The 22,994-nt window shown below is 71.3% G+C and carries 21 protein-coding genes and 1 pseudogene; 12 read left to right on the top strand and 10 right to left on the bottom strand.

Annotated features, from left to right (window positions below):
* Positions 1–25: 25 nt before the first annotated feature.
* Genes ACZ6ZT_RS32710 through ACZ6ZT_RS32740 form a run of 7 tightly spaced genes read right to left on the bottom strand, consistent with a single transcriptional unit; the run spans position 26 to position 8,384 of the window.
* Positions 26–1,414: a UDP binding domain-containing protein gene (locus tag ACZ6ZT_RS32710; protein ID WP_469723920.1), complete on the bottom strand. Its 1,389-nt coding sequence runs from the start codon at positions 1,412–1,414 to the stop codon at positions 26–28.
* 48 nt (positions 1,415–1,462) lie between these two features.
* Positions 1,463–2,128, bottom strand: a complete 666-nt coding sequence (locus tag ACZ6ZT_RS32715) for a PIG-L deacetylase family protein (protein ID WP_469723922.1) — start codon at positions 2,126–2,128, stop codon at positions 1,463–1,465.
* Positions 2,125–3,552, bottom strand: a complete 1,428-nt coding sequence (locus ACZ6ZT_RS32720; protein ID WP_469723923.1) for a pentapeptide repeat-containing protein — start codon at positions 3,550–3,552, stop codon at positions 2,125–2,127. Before ACZ6ZT_RS32720 ends, ACZ6ZT_RS32715 begins: the two co-directional genes overlap by 4 nt.
* Positions 3,549–4,391, bottom strand: coding sequence for a sugar phosphate isomerase/epimerase family protein (locus tag ACZ6ZT_RS32725; RefSeq protein WP_469723924.1), 843 nt, complete (start codon positions 4,389–4,391; stop codon positions 3,549–3,551). The genes ACZ6ZT_RS32720 and ACZ6ZT_RS32725 overlap by 4 nt, the downstream gene beginning before the upstream one ends.
* Positions 4,388–5,944, bottom strand: coding sequence for a class I adenylate-forming enzyme family protein (locus tag ACZ6ZT_RS32730; protein WP_469723925.1), 1,557 nt, complete (start codon positions 5,942–5,944; stop codon positions 4,388–4,390). Before ACZ6ZT_RS32730 ends, ACZ6ZT_RS32725 begins: the two co-directional genes overlap by 4 nt.
* On the bottom strand, positions 5,908–7,494 hold the full coding sequence (locus ACZ6ZT_RS32735; RefSeq protein ID WP_469723926.1) for an amino acid--tRNA ligase-related protein: 1,587 nt from the start codon (positions 7,492–7,494) through the stop codon (positions 5,908–5,910). Before ACZ6ZT_RS32735 ends, ACZ6ZT_RS32730 begins: the two co-directional genes overlap by 37 nt.
* On the bottom strand, positions 7,491–8,384 hold the full coding sequence (locus tag ACZ6ZT_RS32740) for a hypothetical protein (RefSeq protein ID WP_469723928.1): 894 nt from the start codon (positions 8,382–8,384) through the stop codon (positions 7,491–7,493). Before ACZ6ZT_RS32740 ends, ACZ6ZT_RS32735 begins: the two co-directional genes overlap by 4 nt.
* 534 nt (positions 8,385–8,918) lie before the next feature.
* Here ACZ6ZT_RS32740 and ACZ6ZT_RS32745 point away from each other — a divergent pair.
* Genes ACZ6ZT_RS32745 through ACZ6ZT_RS32775 form a run of 7 tightly spaced genes read left to right on the top strand, consistent with a single transcriptional unit; the run spans position 8,919 to position 16,174 of the window.
* Positions 8,919–10,145, top strand: coding sequence for a M16 family metallopeptidase (locus tag ACZ6ZT_RS32745; protein ID WP_469723929.1), 1,227 nt, complete (start codon positions 8,919–8,921; stop codon positions 10,143–10,145).
* Positions 10,142–10,996 carry a hypothetical protein gene (locus tag ACZ6ZT_RS32750; protein WP_469723930.1) on the top strand — a complete coding sequence of 285 codons (855 nt, stop codon included), beginning with the start codon at positions 10,142–10,144 and terminating at the stop codon, positions 10,994–10,996. The genes ACZ6ZT_RS32745 and ACZ6ZT_RS32750 overlap by 4 nt, the downstream gene beginning before the upstream one ends.
* A gap of 41 nt (positions 10,997–11,037) precedes the next feature.
* The gene (locus ACZ6ZT_RS32755; protein WP_469723932.1) at positions 11,038–12,186 is read left to right on the top strand and encodes a hypothetical protein; all 1,149 of its coding nucleotides are present in this window, start codon (positions 11,038–11,040) and stop codon (positions 12,184–12,186) included.
* 5 nt (positions 12,187–12,191) lie between these two features.
* Positions 12,192–13,130 (top strand): ABC transporter ATP-binding protein, encoded by a 939-nt coding sequence (locus tag ACZ6ZT_RS32760; protein WP_469723933.1) that lies wholly within the window; start codon positions 12,192–12,194, stop codon positions 13,128–13,130.
* Positions 13,130–13,888 carry an ABC transporter permease gene (locus ACZ6ZT_RS32765; RefSeq protein WP_469723935.1) on the top strand — a complete coding sequence of 253 codons (759 nt, stop codon included), beginning with the start codon at positions 13,130–13,132 and terminating at the stop codon, positions 13,886–13,888. The genes ACZ6ZT_RS32760 and ACZ6ZT_RS32765 overlap by 1 nt, the downstream gene beginning before the upstream one ends.
* Positions 13,881–14,705, top strand: coding sequence for an ABC transporter permease (locus tag ACZ6ZT_RS32770; RefSeq protein ID WP_469723936.1), 825 nt, complete (start codon positions 13,881–13,883; stop codon positions 14,703–14,705). The genes ACZ6ZT_RS32765 and ACZ6ZT_RS32770 overlap by 8 nt, the downstream gene beginning before the upstream one ends.
* A gap of 29 nt (positions 14,706–14,734) precedes the next feature.
* Complete coding sequence (locus ACZ6ZT_RS32775) at positions 14,735–16,174, top strand: DUF6421 family protein (RefSeq protein ID WP_469723938.1); 1,440 nt, start codon at positions 14,735–14,737, stop codon at positions 16,172–16,174.
* A gap of 253 nt (positions 16,175–16,427) precedes the next feature.
* On the opposite strand, the gene ACZ6ZT_RS32780 is transcribed toward ACZ6ZT_RS32775, so the two are convergent.
* Positions 16,428–16,697, bottom strand: a complete 270-nt coding sequence (locus ACZ6ZT_RS32780; protein WP_469723939.1) for a response regulator transcription factor — start codon at positions 16,695–16,697, stop codon at positions 16,428–16,430.
* 342 nt (positions 16,698–17,039) lie between these two features.
* Between ACZ6ZT_RS32780 and ACZ6ZT_RS32785 the strand changes: the two genes are divergently transcribed.
* Positions 17,040–17,483 (top strand): hypothetical protein, encoded by a 444-nt coding sequence (locus ACZ6ZT_RS32785; protein WP_469723940.1) that lies wholly within the window; start codon positions 17,040–17,042, stop codon positions 17,481–17,483.
* 29 nt (positions 17,484–17,512) lie between these two features.
* On the opposite strand, the gene ACZ6ZT_RS32790 is transcribed toward ACZ6ZT_RS32785, so the two are convergent.
* Entirely contained in the window at positions 17,513–18,580 is a 1,068-nt protein-coding gene (locus tag ACZ6ZT_RS32790; protein WP_469723941.1) for a helix-turn-helix transcriptional regulator, read from the bottom strand.
* Between the two features lie 163 nt (positions 18,581–18,743).
* Between ACZ6ZT_RS32790 and ACZ6ZT_RS32795 the strand changes: the two genes are divergently transcribed.
* Entirely contained in the window at positions 18,744–18,926 is a 183-nt protein-coding gene (locus ACZ6ZT_RS32795) for a hypothetical protein (protein WP_469723943.1), read from the top strand.
* A 523-nt stretch (positions 18,927–19,449) separates the two neighbouring features.
* On the opposite strand, the gene ACZ6ZT_RS32800 is transcribed toward ACZ6ZT_RS32795, so the two are convergent.
* Positions 19,450–19,698 (bottom strand): zeta toxin family protein, encoded by a 249-nt coding sequence (locus ACZ6ZT_RS32800; RefSeq protein ID WP_469723944.1) that lies wholly within the window; start codon positions 19,696–19,698, stop codon positions 19,450–19,452.
* Positions 19,699–20,231: 533 nt separating this feature from the next.
* Here ACZ6ZT_RS32800 and ACZ6ZT_RS32805 point away from each other — a divergent pair.
* The 3 genes and pseudogenes from ACZ6ZT_RS32805 (at position 20,232) to ACZ6ZT_RS32815 (ending at position 22,756) form a co-directional block, all read left to right on the top strand.
* Positions 20,232–20,507: a hypothetical protein gene (locus ACZ6ZT_RS32805; protein WP_469723946.1), complete on the top strand. Its 276-nt coding sequence runs from the start codon at positions 20,232–20,234 to the stop codon at positions 20,505–20,507.
* A gap of 889 nt (positions 20,508–21,396) precedes the next feature.
* A pseudogene (tpg, locus tag ACZ6ZT_RS32810) lies at positions 21,397–21,888 on the top strand (telomere-protecting terminal protein Tpg); the annotation flags it as partial.
* Between the two features lie 295 nt (positions 21,889–22,183).
* Positions 22,184–22,756, top strand: coding sequence for a pYEATS domain-containing protein (locus tag ACZ6ZT_RS32815; protein WP_469723947.1), 573 nt, complete (start codon positions 22,184–22,186; stop codon positions 22,754–22,756).
* Positions 22,757–22,994 lie beyond the last annotated feature (238 nt).

Genomic DNA, 22,994 nt, shown 5'->3' on the forward strand with positions numbered 1-22,994 from the left:
CGGGCGGTGGCCGGAGCGGCGGTGCTCATCGCGGGTCCGCCGAGCCATTCGGGGCGGCGGCCAGCCAGGAGGCTCCGCCGGCCCTGCGGTACACGATGTGGTCGGCCCACGGCTGGTCCGCCCACACCCCGTGGTTGTCCAGCACCAGCAGGGAGTGCTCGCGCGGCTCGGCCAGCAGCCCCAGGTAGGGCTCGGAGCGGAACTGCGGGTGGTCGGGCACGACCAGCACGGTGGTGGCCTTCCGGAAGGCCTGCGCAAGGTCGGTGGTGGCGGTGCCGGGGCCCAGCAACCGGTCGATCTCCTCGGCGCTGTACAGGGGATCGTGCACGCTCACCGGGGCTCCCAGTCTGCGCAGTTCCTCGGTGATCCGCACGGTGGGGCTGAGCGTGGACACCTTGATCCCGCCCTTGTAGGCGAGTCCCAGCACCAGGACGGGCCCCCGGGCCGCGACCGCCTCGGCGACCAGCCCGCGCATCCGCATGTCCGTCTCGACCGCGTCGCTGAGCAGCGTCAGCTGTCCCGCGTCGGTGGCGCCCTTGAGCAGGTACCGGCTGGAGAGCGGGATGCAGTAGCCGCCGGTGCCGAAGCTCGGGTGGAACGTGCCGATGTTCCACTTGGTGCCGGCCAGCCGCAGCACCTCCACCATGTCGACGTGCGGATACGCCAGGCTGAGCTGGTTGGCGAGTGTGATCTCCACATGGCGGTAGGCGTTCTCGACGCACTTGACGAGTTCGCCCTCGACGTGGCTGGGCGCGCGGTGCAGCGTGTCGCACATCAGGGAGAGGACGTCCTCGGCGGCGGCGGCCGAGCGCGCGCCGATGCCGCAGTAGATCCGGTCGAGGTCCCGCAGTCCGTAGCCCTCAACCAGGAACCAGTCGCGGCGCGGCGCGAGGGCGACCAGCAGGTCCCGGTCGGGCACCAGACCGGCCGTGGTGATGATCGGCAGCAGCAGGTCCTCGACGGTGCCGGGGGTCAGTGTGGACTCGATGACCACCAGCGGTGGCCGGCCGGGCTGCCGGGCCGCGGTCGCGGCGACGATCGCGGCGACGACCTCCACCAGAATGTCGGTCAGCGGCTGCGCCTCACGTTCGGTGGGAACCGCGATGAAGTGCACCCCGACGTCGTCCTTCAGGGCCCGGGTGAGCTCCGTGGTCACCTGGGGCACCGGCCCGGCCTGCTCGGCTGCACACCTGCGTCGCTCCGCGACCTGCTGGGCATCGACGTCGTAGCCCACGACCGCGACGCCTTCGGCGCGCAGTGCCTCGACGGTGGACCAGCCGATGTGGCCCAGCCCCCAGACACAGGCCGTCGTGCGCAGGGACAGCAGGTCCTCGCGGTGGGTCGGGGCGAGGTCGGCGGGGCCGGTGCCGGGACCGGGCCGGGTCGGCAGCTCCTCGATGGTCAGTATCGTCATAGCGGTGACTCCCTTGGTGTGAAGGGTCGGCGACTCAGAGTCGGGCACTCAGAGGAGCGGACGGCCGGGGGTGAGACAGTGGCGGACGAGACGCAGGCCTTCCGCCGCGGCCAGCCCCACGGCGGCCCCGCGGGCCCGGTCGAGGAGCTCGACGGCGTCGGGGTCCAAGGCGCGGAATCCCTGCCCGGGGTAGGCGTAGCAGGCCAGCGCCCGCAGCTTGCGGGGAAGCTGGGCGACGGTGGGGACGTAGAGGGTGGGGACGAACTCCGCGTGGCGCACGGTGCGGTGCTCGTTCGGGCCGAACTGCAGCAGCGCGGTCTGCGGCCAGCGGCGCGATGAGGCGATCGCCGCGCGGGCGACCCGGACGTGGTCGCCGTGCGAGTCGCCGTCCCAGTGGGTGAGCAGGGTGTCGGGCTCGACCTCGGCGACCAGGTCGTCGAGCAGGCCGACGGCCCGGTACTCGGGGATGTCCTCGACCTGGTCGTACCGGCCGTCCCCGAGCCAGTGCAGGCGGTGCCCCAGCGTCTGCGCGGCTGCCTCGGCCGCGGCGATCCGCAGGGCGCGGCGGTCGCGGTTCTGCGTGCTCGTGGTCTCGGACACCGTGAACAGGGCGACGGTGACCTCGTCCCCGCGCTCGGTGAGCCGGGCGATGGTGCCGCCGAGCGCGAGTTCGGCGTCGTCCGGGTGAGCCGCGACGATCAGTACGCGGGTCATGTGGAGCCCTTGCGGCCGGCTGCCAGAGCGGCGTCGAAGCCCTCCAGGAACGCGGTGAACTCCGCCGCGGCCGGTCCGCCGGCGCGGTGCAGCGCCTCCGGCAGGCCCGGGCAGCGGTTGGCGAACACGGGGGCACGGACCCCGGTGAGCACGGCGTCCCTGACCGGGACCTTGATCCAGGTGGACTGGTACATGTTCGCGCCGTCCAGACGCGCGCCGCTGAGGTCGGACTGGCTGAACCGGCTGTAGGCACAGTTGGCGTTCCGCAGGTCGGCCCCGCGCAGATCCGCGGCGAGGTACGCCTGGACGAGCGTGGCGCCCTCCAGGACCGCGCCGCGCAGGCTCATGGCACGCGGCGGGTCGCCGGTGATCATGGCGCGGTAGAGGTTCGCGTGGCGCAGGTTCGCTCGGGCCAGGTTGACGTCGCGGGCGGTCAGGCAGCGGCCGGTGAATCCGCTCAGGTCCGCGTCGGACAGGTCGCTCTCCACCAGGCGCAGGTTCTCGCCGTGGCCGCCGCGCAGGGCGGCGCCGCGCAGGCTGCTGGAGCTGATGGACGCGCCGGTGAGGTGGGCCTCGGTCAACCCTGCGCCCGGCAGGTCGCAGCGGTTGAACCGGGCCCCGGTGAGATCGGCGCCGGCCAGTTCGGCACCGGTCAGCGCGACATCGGCGAAGTCGGCGTCGCGGGCGGCCAGCCCCGCCGCGTGCACGCTGTCACCGCGGACCTCCGACAGCCGCAGCCCGGGCAGCGCGGCGCCGGCCAGGACCAGGCCGTCGGCGGCGGTGAGGCGCTGAAGGACCAGTCCCTGTCCGCTCGCGCCGCGCAGCGACGCCTCGCGCATCGACGACTTGGTGATGGTGAGCTGGTCCACCAGCGCACCATCGAAGAAGGCGTCGTCCAGCAGGCACTCGTTGATCAGCGCGCCCTGGAGGTTGGTGGCGCGGGCGGACCCGTCGGAGAAGTCGCACTGGTAGAAGAAGGACGCAGCCAGGTGGGCGCCGTCCAGGTGGGCGCCGCGCATGCTGCACCCGTGGAAGAGGGTGCCGGTGGCGTCCCGCAGGCCGGTGAGGTCCGCACCGTCGAAGTTGCAGGTCTGCGCGGCCAGCGCGTGGACGTAGGCGGAACGCAGGCTGGCGTCCCGCAGGTTGGTGCGCTCCATGCCCGGGCAGACCATGGTGACCTCGGAGAGGTCGGCCGCCACGAGCAGGGTGCTGTGCAGGACGGCCCGGCTGAGCGTGGCCCGGCGCAGGTCGGCGCCGCTCAGGTCGAGACCGGTCAAATCGGCCTCGACCAGGTCCAGGCCGCGGCCGGTGGTGTCGATCAGGTGCTGGGTGGTCTCCGACAGCTCCTTCAGGACCGTCCTCCGGTGCGCGTCCTTGCTCTGCGCCAGGCGGGTCATCAGCTCCAGATGCGTGCTGTTGCTCATACGGTTGCTCCTGCGTCGTGATGGTGGATCAGTTCTCTCAGCCAGGCGGCGGTGCCCAGGGCCTGAGGTGCGCCCGGAGCGGGCGGGCCGTGCTCCATGACCAGCACCGCCGGCCGGGTCAGGCGCAACAGGTCGGGCAGCAGCTCGGCCAGCCCGACGAAGCCGTCGGCTCTCGAACGGTGGGCGGTGGCGGGCTCGTGTCCGTGCTGGGGGTAGCGCTCGGCCGTGGTCTCGTACACGTGCATGCTGCGGACCCGGCTCCCGAAGGCGGACGCGAAGCCGAGCGGCGTCCCCAGCTCCGCTCCGAGCAGGTGCGCATGGCCGAGGTCCAGGCAGAGGCCGAGGTCGCGGTGGGCGTCGAGGGCGCGGTGGTACTGCTCGGGGGTGCGCATCAGCGGGTGCGCCGAAAGGTTCTCGATGAGGACGGGAACCCCGTAGCGGCGGACCAGCGCGGCCGTGGCCGCCAGGAACTCCTGGCCGGCTTCCTCGAATCCCGCCTCGTGGTAGGGCGGGTAGGGGCTGGGGAAGTGAACCACGACGTGCAGCGCGTCCAGGTCCGCCGCGCACCGCACGGTGGCCTCCGTCAGCAGCAGCGCGGCCGCCGCCTGCCGCGGGTCGGGGCCGGTGGGCGCGAAGCGGCGCAGCGGTGTGTCGAGGTCGTACGGGACCGGGGTGTGCAGCGCGGGCCGGATGCCGTGGTCCGCGCAGAACCGCGCGATCCGGGGCAGCGCCGAGCTGGGGTAGCCGTAGAACTCGATCACGTCGGGGTGGTAGGGGAGCAGGGCTTCGAAGTCGTTGCGGTCGGCCAGGGCCGCGGTCGAGACGCCGAGCAGGGTCATCGGGCCACCTGCGGCTCGGTCGCTGGATTCTGGGCCACGGTCTCCGCCAGGCGCGTACTCTCCGCCAGGCGCGCAGCCTCCGCCAGGCGCGCGGCGGCGGCCCGGTCGGCCTTGCCGGTACGCCCCAGCGGCAGCTCCGCCACCAGGTGGACGCGCTCGGGCGCCTTGTACTCCTCCAACCGCTCGCGGCCGTAGGAACGCAGTTCGTCCTCGGTCGGGCTGCTGCCGACGGCGGGGACGAAGAGCAGGTGGACGCGCTCACCCAGCATCGGGTCCGGGACGCCGACGGCCAGGCAACCGCCGCAGTACGGATGCCGGGAGTAGACGTGCTCCACCTCCAGCGGGGAGATCTTGGCGCCACCGCGGGAGATCAGCTGCTTTTTTCGGCCGACCAGTTGGACCAGGCCGTCGGCCTCCCGGACGGTGGCGAGATCGCCGGTGCGCAGCCAGCCGCCGGCGGTCGCCTCGGCCGTGGCCGCCGGATCGTCCAGGTAGCCGGTCATCAGGTACGGGGTGCGCAGGAACAGTTCGCCCGCGACACCGGGCGCGGCCGAGTCCGGGCCCTCGTCCGGGACGATCCGGAACTCCACCCCGGGGCTGGGCCGGCCGATGGTGCCGGCACCGGCCTCGTACTGGTCCGGGGTGAGGATGAAGTCGGAGGTCGAGGTCTCACTGAGCCCGTAGACATCGGCGATGCCGGCGCTCGGAAGGGCTGCGCGCAGCCGCCGGCCGAGTCCCGCAGGCAGTGGTTCCCCGCCGGTGATCCACAGGGCCGGGGAGCCGGCCTCCCGTAGAGCCGCACGCAGGCCCGGTCCCGTGTCGGGGGCGTCCAGTTCCCGGCTGATCAGCCGCAGCATGCTGGGCACCACGGCGATCCGCTGTACGGACCGCTCGGCCAGCCGCCGCAGGACGGCTGCCGCGCTGAACTGCTCGACCAGCTCCAGGGTGCCGCCGGTGGCCAGGGTGAGCAGCGACGTCCACTGGCCGAAGGTGAAGTTCAGCTGCAGCACCTGGACGGCCCGGTCGCCGGAGCGGAACGGCAGCGCCTGCGCGATGGCCCCCAGCTTGGCGGTGAACGCGCGGTGGGACAGGATGACGCCCTTGGGCTGACCGGTGGACCCGGAGGTGAAGGCCACCAGCGCCTGGTCGGCGTCGAGTTCTCCGGAGGCGGGGTGCGGCGACAGGTCCAGGCGGCCGACCCTCTCAGCGGGCCGGTCCTGCTCCGGGCGCACCAGCAGGCGGGCGCCCGTGCGCAGCGCCGTTTCCCGCAGCACCGTCTGCGGCACGCCGTGGTGTACCGGGACGACGATGCCGCCGGCCCGCCAGATCGCGAGCTGGGCCGGGATGTCCGCACAGCGGTTGCCGACCGAGAGCAGCACCGGCTCCCCCGACCGGTGGCCGACGTCGGCCAGGTCGGCGCCCCACCCCGACGCCGCCTCCGCCAGTTCGGCGTAGGTCAGCGACTGCGCGCCGCTGACGAGCGCGGTCTGCCCGGAGAACCGAGCGCATGCCTCGGTCAGCAGGGTGTCGAGTCGCTGGTGGCTGGTGTCCACTGCGTTGTTTCCTTCCGGTCCGTGGTCGGGTGGGCTGGGACGGCGGTTGGGGCCGGGGCCGGGCGCACGATCGGATGACACTGGTGATCGCGCAGCCGTCCGCCGCCGCCGAGGGCGGTGATCAGGCGGTCCACCCCGAACATCAGTCCGCCCAGCGGCGGCAGTCCGTGTTCCAGAGCCGCGAGGAACTCCTCGTCCAGCTCCGTGACGCCGAGCTGTTGGCGCTCGCGGGCCAGCGCCTGCTCAGTGAAGCGGCGCCGCTGTTCCACCGGGTCCGTCAACTCGCTGCAGCCCTGTCCGACGTCGAGGCCGCCGATCACCAGGGTCCAGGCCTCCACCAGCGCGGGGTCCCGGCGGTGCGGGCGGGCGAGTATCGCGCCCTCCAGCGGGAAGTCGAGGACGAACGTCGGCTCGCGCAGGCCCGGTTCGACGAGCTTGCGGTAGAGCAGCACGGCCAGGGCGCCGGCGCCGGCTCCCGGTGGGAAAGGAACGCCGTGGCGCTCGGCGTGCCCCGCCAGTTCGGCCTGCGAGGTGGCGCTGTCCACCGGCGTGCCGAGTACCCGGCCGAGCAGCTCGTGCAGCCGGTGGCGGGCGAAGACCGGGACGGCGCTCCCGTGGCCGTTCAGGGCCACTGCCGCGGCGGCCACCAGCTGCTCGGCCAGATCGGCGGTGGCGAGGTAGTCGCTGTGGACCAGGTAGGCCTCGCAGGCGCTGAACTCGGGGAAGTGCGTGGCGTCGACACCTTCGTTGCGAAAGGACCTGCCGATCTCGAAGACCCGGTCCATCCCGCCGACCATCAGCCGCTTGAGGTACATCTCGGCGGTGCCGCGCAGGTGCAGCGGTATGCCCCAGGCGTTCATCCGTGCGGTGAAGGGACGGGCGGTGCCGCCGTGCACCGGGTGCAGCAGCGGGGTGTCGGCCTCGGTGAACCCGCGGGCGTACAACTCCTCCCGCAGGACCCGCAGAACGGCGCCCCGGCGCTGGGTCCGGGCGGTCTCGGCCGGGTCGAGCAACATGCGCTGGTAGCGGTGCCGGGCGGTGGCCGGCCGGCACGCCCCGGCTGCGCCCACGGGCCGGCCCGGCAGTGGGCGCAGGGCCTTGGAGGCCAGTTGGAAGTCCACCGCCTCGACGGCCAGGGCGCCGCTGTCCGTGGTGATCAGCTCGCCCTCGACGACCACCAGGTCGCCCAGGTCGACCGACGCACGCCAGCGGGCGCGCGGCTCGGCCGCGGCACGGTCCCCCGGCAGGAGGATCTGAATCTCCTCGGACATGTCGCGCAGGGTCGCGAACTCGACGCCCCGGTGGTCCCGGCGGCTCATGATCCGGCCGGCCACGCTCACCCTGGCCCCCGTGCGGACCCTTGGCGGCAGACCCCCGTAGCGCCCTCGCAGGAGGTGGACGCGGTCGGCGACCGGCTGGGCCGCCGGGTAGAGGTCAACACCCTCGGACAGCAGGGCGGTGCGCCTGGCCAGCCGGTCCTGGATCTGGCCGGAGCGCCGTTCCTGCTCGTGCTGGGGGACGGCAGGCGCCGGCCGGGCCGAGCTCTTCATACCGTCGCGAAGTCGGTCAGGCCGCCGGAGCGCACCTGTTCCGCGCGGCGCAGGGTGTCCTGGTCGAGCGTGCGAACCGGGGTGACGAGGCCCTGCGCCGTCAGCGAGGCACGGTAGCGCCCGCACTCCTCGGCGGATCCCACCGCCAGCGTGAAGTCACGGTGGTGCAGTGCCGAAATGATCAACTCCGTCGCCTGGGCGAACCCGATCCCCGGCAGCGCCGTCAGCATCGCGCCGATCAGGTTGTCGAAGGAGAGCTGATTGGGGGAGGCGGCGATGTACAGCGCGTGGTCCGCTGTGCCCACCGACTGCTCGCTGCAGAAGGGCTCCGGGTAGGCCGGACGCCAGAAGCAGGAGTCGGGGTCGTCCCACAGCGGCTGGATCAGCTCCCGCAGCCGGACGATGTCGCGCCACTCCTCGGGGAGCAGCGTGCCCGGCGGGTAGGCCTGCGGGACCGTCGAGTAGTCGCCGAAATCGGTGGTGAGCACGGCCGTGCAGGTCTCACAGCCGCGGCCGAAGACCGACAGCTGGAGTTCGAACTCGCCCAGGTGGTCCGGGGTGTGCAGGACGTTGGTGAACGGGCCGCGCCGGTAGCCGGCCCGCACCCGTGACTTGACCCGGTCGGCGCGGGTCAGCGCGTCCGGGCCCGTCACCAGCAGCATCTCCATCGGACGCGCGCCGTACCAGAGGTCCAGGGAGAGGTGTTCGAGCGGATGTTCCGTGCGACGGGTGTCGGCCCAGGCACGGACGATCTCCTCCTCGCCCAGCAGCAGCCGGTGCCGGCAGACGACGGTCAGGCCCGCGTCCTGGGCCGCCTCGACGACCGCCTGTTCGAGATTCCGCTCAACCCCGTCCGGCTTGATCAGGAACAGGGAGTGCTGATCTGCCATTGAGCTCTCCTTCATGAATACACGTGTGCCACGTGTGTGATACGCCCCGGAAGTGCACGGTAGGACCGAACCCGGCCGAGCGAAATTGACGGCTACGCGATCCGACAATGCCAGGAATGAAGCTCCGCACGCATTGCCGAATTCGCGTGACACTCCCCTCGGGCACCGTTTTCCGGTTACCGTGAAATCGGTAACGAATTCACGTGACACGCCATCCCGTGACAAGCGGGAAACAGGGAATTCGTTGACACCGTCCGGGTTTTCCGGTGAACTACTGAACGTGCCGCCAGGGAAAAACATCCCCGGCGGGACGAGCACCGAATTACCCATTCCATCTCTTCTGAGGAGCCATCATGACTCGCAACCACCTGGTCGGCATGCGCCCGCGTCTGGACAAGGTCAACGTCCGCACCGGCAAGTAATTCGCAGCACTGAGGGTGTCGCCGGGTATTCACCCGGCGGCACCCTCGCCTGCTTGGACCCACCCGTATAGCCCCACCCGCACTCCGCTTTCTCCGCACGACGGGAATTCCCATGAACGCACCGCTGTCGCTCGACGTCCCCGTGGTGGTGAACCACGAACCCCGGCTGCGCACCACAAGCCTTTGCTTCGCGCTCGGATTCGGAGCACGACACGATCCCCCCGGCAGTGCCGGGGTCGCCCACATGCTCGAACACCTGGTGATGTCCACGCCGTTCCCGGACGGCCTCTCCCTGTGCGAGCGGATCGAGCACCGAGGGGGCGACTGCAATGCCATGACCGGGCCCGAGTCGCTGGTGGTCCACGCCCAGGTCCTGAACGAGGACGCCGCCGAGGTGGCCGAGTGGATCTGCCAGGCGCTGCTGGACCTGCGCGTGGACCAAGAGCGGCTGGACACCGAGCGACGGGTGGTCCTGCAGGAACTGTCGGCGGCGGCCTCGGACGACGCGGACGCCGTCCAGGAAGCCTTCCTCGGCCGTCTCTTCGCCGGTCATCCGCTGGGCTCCCCGGTCGGCGGCCTGCCGCAGACGGTATCCGGGCTGACCGTCGACTCGGTGCGCGATGCTCATGACCGCGCGCTGCGGACCGCTCCTCTCGCGGTGTCCAGCGTCGGCGGCCTGACCGGGGAAGCCCTGCGCGAGGCACTGTCCGTGGCGGGGCTGGGCCGGATAGCGCGCGGTGCGGTACCGGATCCGGACCTCGGCTCGACCGGTGGAGTGCCCGGTCCGCTGGCCGCGGGGCTGGTGGAGCAGTGGCCCGACGAGTTCTGCTGGATACTGGTCGGGGGGCGCGCCCCCCAGGCCACCGATCCGCGCCGGCACGCCTTCGCGGTCCTCGGACACCTGCTCGGTGGCAGCCCCGCGTCACCGCTGTACGACCGGTTCCGCAACCAGGACGCCCTGGCGTACTCGTTTCGATCCTGGTCGCGCAGCTACAGCGACACGGGAGCCTGGCGGATGCTCGCGGGCTGCGAGCCGGACAACGCCCCCCGGCTGCTCGGCGCGTTCCGCGAGGTGCTGGACCAGGTCGCCGTCGACGGTCCGCAGGAACGGGCCTTCCTGGCCGCCAAGCGCCAGGCGACCGTCGAGACCGTCCGGGAGGCCGAGGCCCCGCTCGACCTGGCCATCGTGCTGGCCACCCAGCGGCTGCTGAGCGAGCGGGTCTGGGACGCGGACGAGGAGATCGCCGCCCTGAAGGCCGTGACGGCGGATCAGGTTCGCCGGGCGGCAGCAGAACTGTCCGCGCAGCTGATCGCGGTGGTCCGGCCGGAGGGCCGATGAGCGGCGAGGCGGCGGCCGTCACGGCCCCGCCCCCTCTTCCCGCCGCCGACTTCACCGTCACCGACAGCTATCTCCGAGCCGCCGACGAGGTCGGCCTGCTGAGCCGCCTCGACGGCCTGCCGCTGGTGGCGGGCGAGTATCCGGAGCCCGCCAGCGGTGAGTTGCAGTGCCTGGTGGAGTACGCCGCCCCGGAACTGCTCGCCGACGCGCCCCGGCTGCTCGACACCCTCTTCAGTCGTCACCCCGACTGCACGGCCGCCGTGGTGCGGGTGCCGGCGTACCTCGCTCCCCACGCGCTCCTGCAGCCCCTGCTGACGTATCTGCGGCACCTCGCCGAGCCGCCCCCACCCGTAGCCCGCCCGTCCCACGCCGTCGACATCCGCGATGCCGCCGACACGGACGAGGAAGCGGTGGGCCGATGGCTCTCGCAGGCGATCCGCGGGGCCTGCGCCGGCCGCGGTGTCACCGTGGACGAGCTCGGGGCCGAGAACTGCGTCCGCGGCCTGCTCACCTCGCCCGACCGGCGCTCGTACCTGGTCAGCGCCCCCGGACAGGTGGACCCGGTGGGTCACGCGACGATCCTGACCGACGCGTACGACGACGTCAGCGGCACCGGCTTCGTGGAACTGGTGGACATTCTGGTCGAGGACAGCGGCCTGCGCCGGTCCGCGACCGACCGCCTGGTGGCCGCCTGCGCCCGCACCGCGGCCGAGCTCGACCTGCCGCTCATCGGCCACGTCTCGCACCCCCGTGGCCCCGACGGCGCGGATCCGGCCGCCGCGATCGTGGCCGCTCTGTGCCGTCGGGGCTGGACCCCGACCCATGTCTACCGCTATGCCGCGCGCCCATGATCAAGGCCGCCGCTGCCGCCCAGGCTTCGAGGAGCTCCCGCATGACCCCTGATCCGCGCTCGTCCTTCCCGATCACCCTCGACCTGCTCTACGAGCTTCTCGACGTCGACCGCAACCTGCCCGTGCGCCGGCTGCTGCAGGCCGCCCGGCAGGTACGCGGCGTGCTCGCCCCGCTCGTACTGTCGCTGGCCGTCCGCGAGGGCACCCCGATGGGCAGTGGCTCGCGCGGCGAGCTGGAGCGCCTGCACCGGCGGATCGACACCTACGCCCGCCTGACCGAGGAGATCGCCCGGGTGCCTGGCGCCCGCGTGGTCAAGGGCCCGTCGATCGCCCGCTACTACCCCGAAGGCGTGCTGCGGCCGCTCGGCGATCTCGACGTGGTCACCTCCACCGAAGCCGCCCTGTGGCAGGTGCTGGCGCTCGTCCTGGACCGCCACCACAGCGACGAGGCCGAACTGACCGAGCTGTACGAGGGCGGCCGGCGGCATGTGTTCGCGGGCGTGTGGTGGACCGGCGAGGATCCCCTGCTGGATCCCAACTACTGCGTCGACATCACCACCTTCGGCTTTGCCGGCCAGCCGGGCACGGTCCCGCTGCGCGCCGCGCTGCCCGAGGAGCAGGTCCACGCCGACGTGCTCTCCCTTGCGGAGGAGCGTTTCCAGCGCCCGTTCACCGTCAAGGACATCCTCGATCTGGTCTTCGTCATGACCTCGCCCGCGGCTCCCCGCAGCAGCGGCCTGATCGCCGCCGCCACAGAGTTCGCGCTCGCGCCCGAGCTGCTCGAACTCTGCGAGCAGGTGCGGGCCTGTCCGCGGCTCGCCGCCACCCTGCCGTCCGAACTCGTCGACGGGCTGCGCGGACCGGCCGAGGCCGAGCGGCTGCGCCGCGCCGAACAGGCCGGCGGTCCGCAGCAGCCACCGGCCGCGGCCGACGCCTCACCCGAACCGCGCTACGGGATGCTGCTGGCCACACCGCTGCGGCGCGGCGCGGGCGAGAGCTGCACCGAGCACCGCTGGAGCGGGGGCGCCATCACCCGTACGCCGATCGCTGACTTTCTGATGGTCCCCGGCGAGCTCGTCGACCCTCACAGCTACGAATCCGCCCTCGCCGAGCTGAGCACACTCACTCCCTGGCCGCTGCGCCCGGACGACCGCCGTCCGGCGCGCCCGCACTACGGCACAGAGGTCTGAGCCCCATGGCCGTACTCGACGTCCGCGATCTCAGCCGGAGCTACCGCAGCAGGCGGGGCCGCGAGGTCACCGCGCTCGACCACGTCACCTTCCAGGTCGAGCAGGGCGAGGTCCTCGGCCTGCTCGGACCGAACGGGGCCGGGAAGACCACCCTGTCCCGCATCCTCACCACCCTGCTGGTGCCCACCTCGGGCAGTGCCCGGGTGGCCGGCTTCGACGTCGTCCGCCAGCCGCGCGAGGTGCGCAGCAGGATCGGCCTGGTCCTCGGCGGCGACCGCGGCCTGTACGGACGCCTCACGGCACGCCAGAACCTGCGCTACTGGGCCGCGCTGCAGGGGCTGAACACCCGGGCCGCCCGCAGTCGCGCCGACGAGCTGCTGGAGCTCCTGGGACTGTCCGGCCGCGCCGACGACCGGGTCGAGACCTTCTCCCGGGGCATGGTGCAGCGGGTCCACCTGGCCCGTGCACTCCTCGGCGAGCCGACCGTACTGATCATGGACGAGCCGACCAACGGCATGGATCCGCACGCCGCCACCGGTTTCCGCGAACTGGTCAGGACACTGAAGAACCGCGGCACCACCGTGGTGCTCACCACGCACGACATGCATGAGGCCCAGGCGCTGTGCTCGCGGGTGGCGTTGATCGACCACGGCCGGATCCTGCGGATCGGCTCCGCCACCGAACTGCTCGCCGACATCGGCACCTCACGCACGCTGACGGCCCAAGGCGTGCCCGCCGAGACCGCAGCACGCATCGCGGCGCTCCCGGGCGGCGCGGCCACCGACGCCGAGGGCAACCTGACGGCCCACCCGGCCGACGAGGACACCCTGTCCCAGGCGCTGATGCTGCTCGTCCAGGTCAGGGCATCCTCGATCGCGGTCACCGCTCCCAGTCTCAGCGAGGTCTACCGCAGCATCATCGAGGACCGGGAGTTCGCGCTGTGATGCTCCCCTACGCCCGAGCACAGGGGGTGATCATCGCCCGCTCTCCCGGCATGCTCGCCACCCTGGCCGTGATCCCGCTGTACTCGCTCGTCTTCTTCCACTTCCTGCAGCGCCATCACCGCGAGGACCTCGCCACCACGGTGGCGCTGACCTCCTTCATGATGAGCCTGTGGGCGCACTCCGTCTTCGTGGCCTCCGAGGTCGTCGACGACGACCGGTCTGACGGCACGCTGGAGTTGTCGCTGCTCAACCCCGGGCGTTATCTCACTTCACTGATCGTGCGGATCGCCACCACCACCGTGCTCGCCCTGCCGGCCCTGGCCGAAGTCGTCCTGATCGGGCGAGGCGTGTTCGCAATGGACGTGACGCTGCACAGCCCAGGACTCACCGTGCTGGTCGTCGTCCTGCTGGCCGCCGGCTGTGCGAGCAGCGCGCTGCTGGTCAGCGGGCTCATGATCGTGGTCCGTGGAGCACGGACCCTGCAGAACTCGCTCACCTACCCGTTCTACCTGATGGGCGGGCTCATCCTGCCCGCCTCCCACCTGCCGTTCCCCTTCCCGGTTCTAGCGAAGGCCTTCTTCCTCTCCTGGGGCACCGGACTGCTCCGCAGCGCTGCCGCCGGCGGCCCGGTCACCCACCTGCCCGAGCGGCTGGGCATGCTGTGCGCCCTGATCCTGCTGCAGAGCCTGCTGGGCGTACTGGTCTTGCGCCACGTCCTGACGTCCGTCCGCAGCGGAAGGGTGATTCTGCATGACTAGCCAGGCCGGGGCGCTCCTCACACCTCGCCGCACCGTCGGCTCGACCCTCCGGCTGATGGGTTACGGGGCTCTCGCCAGCTATCAGGACTACCGCGCCATGTTCGGCTGGCGCTCATGGCTGTGCGGCTGGCTGATCAGACTGCTGTGCCAGGTCCTCTTCTTCGCGAGTCTGGGGCAGCTGCTCGGCTCCCCGGGATCCCAGGGCTATCTCGCCCTGGGCAACGCCGTCGTGCTCGGCCCGCTGGGCGCGCTCGGCGTGGTCTCATCGACCGTCGGCGAACGCCGCTCGGGGACACTGCAGTTCCTGCTGCTCAGTCGCACCCCGCCGTTCCTCGCACTGGCTTCGCGCGGCCTGCACTGGGTCGCCGACGGCCTGATCACCTCGACGATCGCGCTGCTGGTGATGAACCTGCTGCTCCCGGTCTCCCTGCACTGGGCGGCGCTGCCCGCCATCATCGGCGTGACGACGCTGATGACCCTCGGCGGCTACTCCGTCGCCCTGTGCCTCTCCGGTATCAGTCTGCGGATGCCGGAGTCCCGGATGTACCTGACGGCCGGCACCACCATCGTGCTGATGCTCGTGGGCGGGGTGAGCACGCCAGTCCCGCAGAACGGTCCCCTGGCGGTGCTCGCGCAGCTTCTGCCGGTCAGCCACGGCCTGAACGCCGTACGGCAGTTGGCTCACGGCGGCGCGCTGCCGCTGCCGCTCGTCCTCGACGAGGCCCTGGTCGCGGCCGGCTGGGCGGCGGCGGGCTTCCTGGTGCTCACCCACGGCCTGCGGCACACCGTCCGCACCGGCACGCTCACCCTTCGCTGAACGCCCACCACGAGAACAGGAGTCGAAACATGAGCACACCGACCCACGCGCGACCGCGCGACCCCGGGAGCATCGCGGGCCACCCCGCCTGGACGGTGCTCAAGAACGCGGTGGAATCCGTCCGGCCCTGGCACCGGAAGGACGGCTCCATCGACTTCTCGGCCGACGGCGCCCCCTCCCCCGCCGAGCTGCGGGCCACGGTCGGCCGGATGATCGAGGCGGTGGGCGAGCTGACCGCACTACTCCCGCACGACGCCGCCTACCACCACGCGCTCACCGCCGATCTGCGCCGCTGGACCGACGGCGGCTTCGGCGTACCGGACTTCCTCGACTCGCTGCTGGCCTTCGACCCGGCCGGTGACCGCCGGGACGGGCGGGAGCACCTGGCGCTTTTTCCGATGCGCAGTCAGAACGCCCGCGCCATGGTGAGGCTGGAGGCCGTGGCCATGCGGCTGGTGTGGCCGGACTGGCTGGCCGAACTGGAACGCACCACGTTCGGCAATCCGGCCTTCGTGACGCTCGCCTTCGAGGATTACACCCCCGAGTACCGGGGGAACAACGCCGTGTTCTTCGCCGAGAACATCCCGGTGCGCACGCCCCCGGAGCGCTACCCGTGGGGCGGGGTGTTCTGCGACCGGGAGTCCGCCCGCTTCCGCGTGGTGGCGGCGGAGGCCGTGCGGGTCCTCGGGATCGACCTACCCGCCGACGCCACCCGGCTGCTGGCAGACCAGGAACTGGCGCAGCAGACCTTCGCGCTCTGGGACCTCATCCACGACCGCACCCACAATCTCGGCTCGTTGCCGTACGACCTGTTCATGGCCAAGCGGCGGGCGCCGTTCTGGATGTACGCCCTGGAGGAGCTCCGCTGCGACCTCACCGCGTTCGGCGCGGCGGTGCGGCTCACCGCCGACGCCGCCGACGGGCCGCTACGCGAGGTGGGTCGCTGCATGCAGTACGCCGTCCTGTTCGACCGGCTGTTCCGCTTCCCGGCCACCAGTGACCGGGTCCGCAACTACGACAGTCTGGCCGGACAGCTGCTCTTCGCCCATCTGCGCCGCCACGGGGTCCTGCAGTGGCTGGACGGCACCCTGCGGGTCGCGTGGGAGCGGGTGCCCGAGGTGGTGGCGCTGCTGCTCGCGCAGATCGAGCAGCTCTACCACGACGGTGTCGAGCGCCCCCGGCTGGTCCACTGGCTCGCCGGGTACGACCTGGTCACCGCGCTGGTCCCGCCGCACCCGGGCTCACACTGGGCCAAGGGGCCCGACGCGCTCGACCTCGGGCTTGCGCTCCCGGAGCTCTGCGACGAGGTGCTGCCCGACGAGTTCCCCCTCGGCATGTTCCACGAGCAGCTCGCGAAGCGGCTGCGCGGCGCGATCACCGCGTCCCGCGGCCTCTCCAGCCGGACGGCCGCCGGCCCGGAACCGGTAGCCGGGCCATCGGGAGCTCGTCCGACGGTTCAGGCCCGGTAGCACCCCCCTGCCTGGCCCAGCGGGTGGCGAGCCGGGCGCTGCTCCTCGCACACGGCCTGCTCCCCATGGGGCGGATGTTCGTCCCGACGGTGTGGTCACCCGGCCCGGCCGGGACGCGCCGAAGTGGGTGTCATGCGCTGGGCGACGCCGTTTTGCCGGGCTTGCCGGCATCTGCGTCCGGCGACTGGCGCAGAACGGAAGCACCCCGGTGGGACCGGTCCTCGCCGAGGCCCTGGTCGCGGTGGGCTGGGCGCTAGTCGGCTGCCTGGTGCTGTCCCGGGCCGTGCGGCAGTCCGTCCGCCGTCCGGGTGGCGTAGCCCCGCTGCAGCGCCAGCACGACGAGTTGGGTGCGGTTGGCCGTTCCCGTCTTGACGCGCAGCCGGCGCAGGTAGGTGTCGACGGTGTGCGGGCTGATGCCCAACTGCCGGGCGATGGCACCGTAGGTGCCGCCGCCGATGAGCAGGCTGAGGATGTCCGCTTCACGGGCGCTGAACTGAGGCGATGTGGCGAGTGTGTCGGTCATGGCTGATTCCTTCGTCCGGGCGTGGCTCGAGGCAGCCATCTCGTTGGTGGACGGTGCCGGCTCCGTGACCCAGCCTGGCCACCGCGACGCCCGCCCTCCACCCCCCACGGGCCTCAGCAAGGTGCCTGGCAGCAAAACGAGGCAGGAGCAAACCGGACGCAATCCGACCATCTGACCCCAGCGAGCGGCTGCGGGGAACCGGAATCACGTGACTGTCGCAGACTGGGCCGGTGCACCAGTCTGGTCACGGCCCCGGCACGCCGCCCATGTGTTCCGGCACCCGAGCCGGGACGCGGCACCGGGAAGAGCTCTCCGTGTCGCACAAAGAGCAGGAGGACTGACATGCCGTCCGGCGACAACGGAGCCCGCCACGTGAGGGAGCTCGCGCTGTTCCTCTCGGTCCACCGGAACGCCGGCCCGGCGATCCTCTGGGCCGAACACGACCACCCGAGCTGCCACGCGAACGCCACCGCGGCCGATCTCGCACTGCTGGAAGCCGAACTGTCCACCGCGCTCGGCACCACGGTACGCATCACCCGCGACGCCCCCGACGCACCGCGGCAGATCCGCCAAGACCCCGACTTCACCCACTCCCTCGTCCAGCAGCTCTCGGGCGGCGGCGACTGGACACTCCCCCCAGGCACGGGGAAAACCTCCCCGACGGAGCCGTTCCACTGCCGCCTGCGAGCAGGAGAGCTGCTCTACGTACCCCCCGGACGGGCATGGACGGCCGACCTCTCGGCCTCCGCACGCTATCTGCTGATCCGCATCGAGACGGCCCCCTGACCCCGGCCGCCCATGCCCAGGCACCGTGGTCAAGCCTCCGCACAGGCAGACCCGGACCCATCTGCCAGGGGAGCACACACCTCCCCGGCATCCAGCAGCCCCCGCTGTACGGCGGCCACACCCGCCTGGAAGCGGCTCTCCGCCCCCAACTGCTGCATCATGTCCGCGATATGGCGCCGCGCCGTACGCAGCGACATACCGAGACGCCGGGCAACCGCCTCATCCTTCAACCCCGCGGCGAGCAGCCGCAGGATGGTCTGGTCGATCTCCTGGGCGACCTCGCCGAAGCCCTGACTGGCTGCGTCCGCGAACGGCGTGGCATGCGTCCAGGTCTGCTCGAAGACCTCGGCGAGATAGCACACCACCGAAGGCTCACTGACAACCACCGCACCGCGCGAGCCGTCGTTCAACGGGATGAAAGCCAACTTCCGGTCGAAGACGATGAGCCGGCCGAAGAGCTCGTGCGCGGTTCGGTACTGCGCCCCGAACTCCGAGGCCGCCGCGACATACGCCTGGCTCGGACCGTTGAAACGCGCAGTGTGGTGATAGAGGGTACGCATCCGCACACCGCGCTCCAGGATCGCCCGGTCGCGGTCCAAGGCCTCACTCATCGCCTCGACCACCCGGCTGCCACCCCCCGGCTGGCTGCAGAGCACCTCCTCGGTACACCGTTCGGAAGCCTGGGTGAGAGCTACCCGGACCTCCAGCATGTTGCCGATCACCCGAATCTGGCCGTTGCCCCCCTTGGCGTGCCGGAGGTACTCCACAGAGAAGTGATCCAACTTCTCCTGAGCACGGTCGAGCTCCTCCTCGACCTGACGGATCCGCGACCGCACGGGGGCGGCCAGCTCCGCACGGGCGACATCGGGCGACACGGCGAAACCCTCCGCCGGAGCCTGGGGGTCGCGCCGGATCAGCCGGGATGCGGTGAGGCGGGCGAGAGCCTCCCGTACCTCCTCCTCCCGCAGGCCGAGACCGGCCGCCACCGCGGGTTCGTCCAGACGCCCCTGCTCCAGGACCCACCCATAGACAGCCGTGTCGGCCTTCTGCCAGCCACCCAGAACCGTAGATAGACCATGATCGCGGCTAATGTCCATTAATGTCCCCTCCTCGCCTTGCTGCCACGCACCTTGATGAAGGGGGTGACCAATTGCGGCCAGGATAGGCGCCGGGAAAGACTTCTCTCGAAAGCGGGAACACGGCGAGCCGTCAGAGTTACCTCGCACGGCGTTCTCTCATTAGATCCCTTGGAGAAGTCCCATGAAGCGCGTTGCACGCATAGTGACGATCGCGGCCTCCGTCGCCGCCCTGCTGTCGCCGGTAGCGGTCGAGGCGTACCAGGCGGCCGCCCACGACTCGGCGCGTGTGGCCTTGGCCGACGGGCAGAGCGAGCCGACCGACACCTCCTGGGGCTGGGGCGGTGTACCGCCGAAGCTTCAGTAGAGACCGACCCCGCGGTCCCATACCCCGTCTGAAGTGCCACGACCGGTTACCCGAAAGGGCATCCGCTCCCGCCGGGGCCCCTCACAGGGGCTGAGGCCCCACGCCGGCCGGACCGCCGCGGGCGGCGGCTGCCGCACCCCCTGGTGCCGCGGCCGCCGCCCTGAGGGGCGGAGGGTGCCGCGCCAGCCACGGTTTACAATCGGCGGGCAATGAACCGGTAAAATCTCGCGCGAGAATTCCCGGGCAGTCTGTATCGAAAAGCCGTGACCGGACACCGCAACGGCGCAAAATCCGCTGTATTTGCGCATGTGCTTCGCCGTGTCCGAGTACCAGGATTGCGGCCGTGGACACAGCACCGGCCACGAACTCGCGCCCACAACAAACCCCGTATCGACCACGCCTTCGGCCACATCCTGGCCCGTCGCTGGGATGCCGACGCGACACCTTGGTCGGCGGTGCAGGTCATTGAGGGCGATGACGGCCTGTGCGGGCCACGACGCTCGGGTAAGACGGCCGGCTACAGCTACGACGCGGCGAATCGGCTGACGAAGGTCGCCACCTCGATCCGTACGGCCCCGCCGCGCAGGTCGAGCGCCGCCTGCACCGAGTCGGCGACCTTGGTCTTCCCGGCTCCCGGCTGGCTGCCGACGATCATCACGACCGGGCGGCGCTGGGGTACGGCGCTCTTGGTGGCCGCAGGCAGGAGTACGCGTTCCAGGACGTCCTGGCTCTCGTGCGCCGAGAGCACGGTGCAGGCGTCCAGGTCTTCCACGGGCCCTCCAGCCTCATCAGCTTCCACGCTCACTGGATCGGTCCGGCAGACCATAGGTCACCCGAGGAGCGCAAGCGTCCGCGCGAAGCCGCCGGACTGAGCCAGGAACAGATCGCGACCGCTCTGAAGAGCCGACGCGAGACCACCGGGAACTGGGAGTCCGGCACCACCGAGCCGCGGCCGGCGAAGCGCGCCGCGTACGCCCGGCTCCTGGAGGGCCTCGCCGCCCGCTTCCCCACCCCGGCCGCCGACGCGCCCGCCACCGCCCCGGCCCCGCTGGTCCCGGAGTCGTTCACCGGCCCGGCCCCGGATCCCACCCCCACCGCGCGCCCCGCAGCGGTACCGCCGTCTCACCCGCCGGCGAGCAGCACCACCATGCCGTCGACGTCGTCGCGGCGCCCGGGCAGCGGGCCGTGCTCGAAGCGGGGGTCGACGGCGGTCGCGGCCGCCGTGGGATTCGCCGCCACCTCGCGGTCATCGACTGCGAGGACGGGCAGGTCTCCGCGTACTGCATCGGCGGCCTGGTCCTGGACGTGCCCGCCAAGACGATCCCGGCCCTGGTCGACTGGACGCTGACCGAAGGCCGCCTCGGACAGGCCCGCCTGCACCGCAACGGCCGCGACGCCGACCCGATCCTCGTCCTCACCGCGGCCGCGCTGCAGCGCTTCGGCCTGCCCGCCGCCCTGCCGGAGGAGGAGCGCAACGCGAGCCGACTCCGGGCCGGCCACAAGGTGGTCAAGCAGATCGAACGGGCCGGTCTCCGGACGTCCGCGAGTGGAGCCGGAAGGACGACCCGCAGCTACTGCTGACCATGCACCCGGCCGACCTCGTCCAGTAGCTAGGCCTGTACGCGGCCCGGGTGATCACGCCGCGCGGCAGCACCGCGACGACCGGCCTGGAGCTGATGACCGCGCTGCGCCCGCCCACCCGCGCGGAGAAGGACGAGGACACCGGCGAGTTCAAGCCCGCCTTCAACGACGACTCGATCACCGCCAAGTACGACGTCGTACCGTGCGAGGTCCCCGACGAGCATCCGATCCTGAAGGGCAAGTTCGCCCGGCACCACCTGCGCACGCCGGCAGAGATGCTGGTGGAGGAGCCCTACGACTGGTGCCGGCCGCTGACCGATGAGAAGTGCGCCAACCCGTACCTGGTCGTCGTCGACATCAACATATCGTTCGCCGCAGCCGCGAACAGGCTCACGGTCGGGCTGAACGGACCCACCCACCTGACCGGCAACCCGGCCTTCGACCCGGCGCTGCCCGGCTGTGGCTGGTCGACCTCAGCCACGTCGACCTGTCCCGCGTACGGATCAACGGCCGCACCGTCGACGGCACCCGGCTCCCGAGCCCGTTCACGCCGAAGGGCGACCGCCCCGAAGGCCCGGCCTGTTCTGGTACAAGCGACTGCGCGACGCGTACGTGGACACGATGGCCGACATGGGCGTCACCACCGACCTCACCGGGAGCGAGTTCCTCGAGGCGATGGCGCGCCGCAAGCAGGTCGACCCGACGATGGCACTGCTGGAGACCGCGATCAAGGCCACGGCCAAGGGTGCGATCGGCAAGCTGCGCCAGCGAAGCCGGGGCCAGGTGCCGTACTACGAGCCCTACCCGGCGCTGGAACGGTGGACGTGGCGCCCCGACATCCGGGCCGCCGTGCTGGCGACCCAGCGGACCGGCCTGCACCGCAAGCTCGCAGAGCGCCCAGGCCCAGATGAAGTACCTGGTCAAGCAGCTCAAGAGCACCAAGGCCGCCGCCCAGGCGCTCGGGATCACCCGGCGCACCGTGGAGCGGTACGTCACCGGCAAGATCAAGCAGCCCCGCCAGGACCTGCGCGCCCGCCTGGAACGCGAGGTCAAGACGCGCTGGCAGCCCCAGATCCGCCCGAAAGCGAGGAAGAAGGCGGCGACCACGGGAGGGCTGGTCGTCTCCACCCGCGCCCGCTTCGGATTCGAAGCCGCCGGGGGCACGACCGACGACGCCCGGATCCGCGACATCACCCAGGCTCTGCCACCCGAGTACGCCGACCAGCTGTTCAGCGCACGGGAGCAGGGCGCCAACGAGGACCAGCTCCGGCAGATCGCGGCCGACGGCCTCGCCCGGATGTACTTCCGCGCCAACAACAGCCGGGCCCATGGGCTGGGCGTGGAGTTCACCGACGTGGAGCGGCTCGACATCGAGCTGTAAGAGCCCGGAACGTCCCGGACGACCGTGAGGCTGTGGCTGAGCGCTTCAGTTGGCGAGTGAACCGTTCAGGTGGCGGGCTGTGTGTGGCGTCGCTTGGTGTGCCGGAGCCATACCAATCGTGACGCCGCGACGCAGCTTGGAGCCACGGTCGGCAGAGGCAGAGGGCCCTGCAGAACCAGGGCGCCCAACACAACTATGCCCCCCTGGCTCGTGGCAGACTGGGTGACGGTTTTCTGATATCGGGGGACGGACTTGCTGGTGGCTACACCGGTCTGTCTGGGATGTCTGGGGAAAGATGAAGGACTGGATACCGCTTCTTCAGGGCTTAGCCTGGCCGACCGTCCTGCTAACGCTCGCGTTCACATTCCGCACCGGCCTGAGACGATTCATCGGAGCCGTCAACAGTCGAGTCGAGCGTGGTGACCCCTTCTGGGCAGGGCCATCAGGAATCAGGCTCGGGCCCGGGGCCCCACAGATCCCGACCGGGGTTGAGCCACAGCCGGGCGCGCAGCCCGTTCTTGAAGTGCCACCGCCGCTAGCCGTACTGACCGAGGCCCCGACCGAAGCCGCTCCCAGGGTTCATCTGGTTCACACCGCTCACCGCGACAACACGGTCGACCGGAACGGCTACAGGTACTTCCGGGTCCGGATCGCCCTTGAGGGCGATACCGACTCGGATCTCGACCGTGTCACTAAGGTCGTCTACCACCTGCACCCAACCTTCCGGGATCCCGATCGCACCGTGACGAATCGCTCGACCGGCTTCGAGCTGACCACGGCCGCGTGGGGGACGTTCAGCCTTACTGCCGATGTCTACGTGAACGACAGCACCGAGCCCATCCGACTGGAGCGGTACCTGAACTTCTGACCGGCTGAGCCTGCCCGGCCAACGCCCAACTCGCCAACTGAAGCGCTCCGTCACAGAGGCCCTGCACCGCGCTCCTGGAGCCGGTGTGGGGCCTCACTCGCGTGTCCGCGGGGGGCCAAGCGCCGATGGCCACGGACCACCCGGAAGAGGCGGGTGACTTAATGCATAAGCTCTTCGGCAATGAGTGAGCGTTTTCAGCGTGGTCACTGATCGAGTGACGCCGGTGAGGTTGAGGTGA

It is taken from the genome of Streptomyces sp. NPDC102258 (assembly GCF_055584685.1).

Coding starts and splice junctions, on each gene's coding strand:
- ACZ6ZT_RS32790 (WP_469723941.1), bottom strand. CDS start 18,580: ATGGACATTAGCCGCGATCATGGTCTATCTACGGTTCTGGGTGGCTGG.
- ACZ6ZT_RS32710 (WP_469723920.1), bottom strand. CDS start 1,414: ATGACGATACTGACCATCGAGGAGCTGCCGACCCGGCCCGGTCCCGGC.
- ACZ6ZT_RS32775 (WP_469723938.1), top strand. CDS start 14,735: ATGAGCACACCGACCCACGCGCGACCGCGCGACCCCGGGAGCATCGCG.
- ACZ6ZT_RS32770 (WP_469723936.1), top strand. CDS start 13,881: ATGACTAGCCAGGCCGGGGCGCTCCTCACACCTCGCCGCACCGTCGGC.
- ACZ6ZT_RS32745 (WP_469723929.1), top strand. CDS start 8,919: ATGAACGCACCGCTGTCGCTCGACGTCCCCGTGGTGGTGAACCACGAA.
- ACZ6ZT_RS32750 (WP_469723930.1), top strand. CDS start 10,142: ATGAGCGGCGAGGCGGCGGCCGTCACGGCCCCGCCCCCTCTTCCCGCC.
- ACZ6ZT_RS32740 (WP_469723928.1), bottom strand. CDS start 8,384: ATGGCAGATCAGCACTCCCTGTTCCTGATCAAGCCGGACGGGGTTGAG.
- ACZ6ZT_RS32725 (WP_469723924.1), bottom strand. CDS start 4,391: ATGACCCTGCTCGGCGTCTCGACCGCGGCCCTGGCCGACCGCAACGAC.
- ACZ6ZT_RS32795 (WP_469723943.1), top strand. CDS start 18,744: ATGAAGCGCGTTGCACGCATAGTGACGATCGCGGCCTCCGTCGCCGCC.
- ACZ6ZT_RS32785 (WP_469723940.1), top strand. CDS start 17,040: ATGCCGTCCGGCGACAACGGAGCCCGCCACGTGAGGGAGCTCGCGCTG.
- ACZ6ZT_RS32720 (WP_469723923.1), bottom strand. CDS start 3,552: ATGAGCAACAGCACGCATCTGGAGCTGATGACCCGCCTGGCGCAGAGC.
- ACZ6ZT_RS32715 (WP_469723922.1), bottom strand. CDS start 2,128: ATGACCCGCGTACTGATCGTCGCGGCTCACCCGGACGACGCCGAACTC.
- ACZ6ZT_RS32760 (WP_469723933.1), top strand. CDS start 12,192: ATGGCCGTACTCGACGTCCGCGATCTCAGCCGGAGCTACCGCAGCAGG.
- ACZ6ZT_RS32815 (WP_469723947.1), top strand. CDS start 22,184: ATGAAGGACTGGATACCGCTTCTTCAGGGCTTAGCCTGGCCGACCGTC.
- ACZ6ZT_RS32780 (WP_469723939.1), bottom strand. CDS start 16,697: ATGACCGACACACTCGCCACATCGCCTCAGTTCAGCGCCCGTGAAGCG.
- ACZ6ZT_RS32755 (WP_469723932.1), top strand. CDS start 11,038: ATGACCCCTGATCCGCGCTCGTCCTTCCCGATCACCCTCGACCTGCTC.
- ACZ6ZT_RS32765 (WP_469723935.1), top strand. CDS start 13,130: ATGCTCCCCTACGCCCGAGCACAGGGGGTGATCATCGCCCGCTCTCCC.
- ACZ6ZT_RS32735 (WP_469723926.1), bottom strand. CDS start 7,494: ATGAAGAGCTCGGCCCGGCCGGCGCCTGCCGTCCCCCAGCACGAGCAG.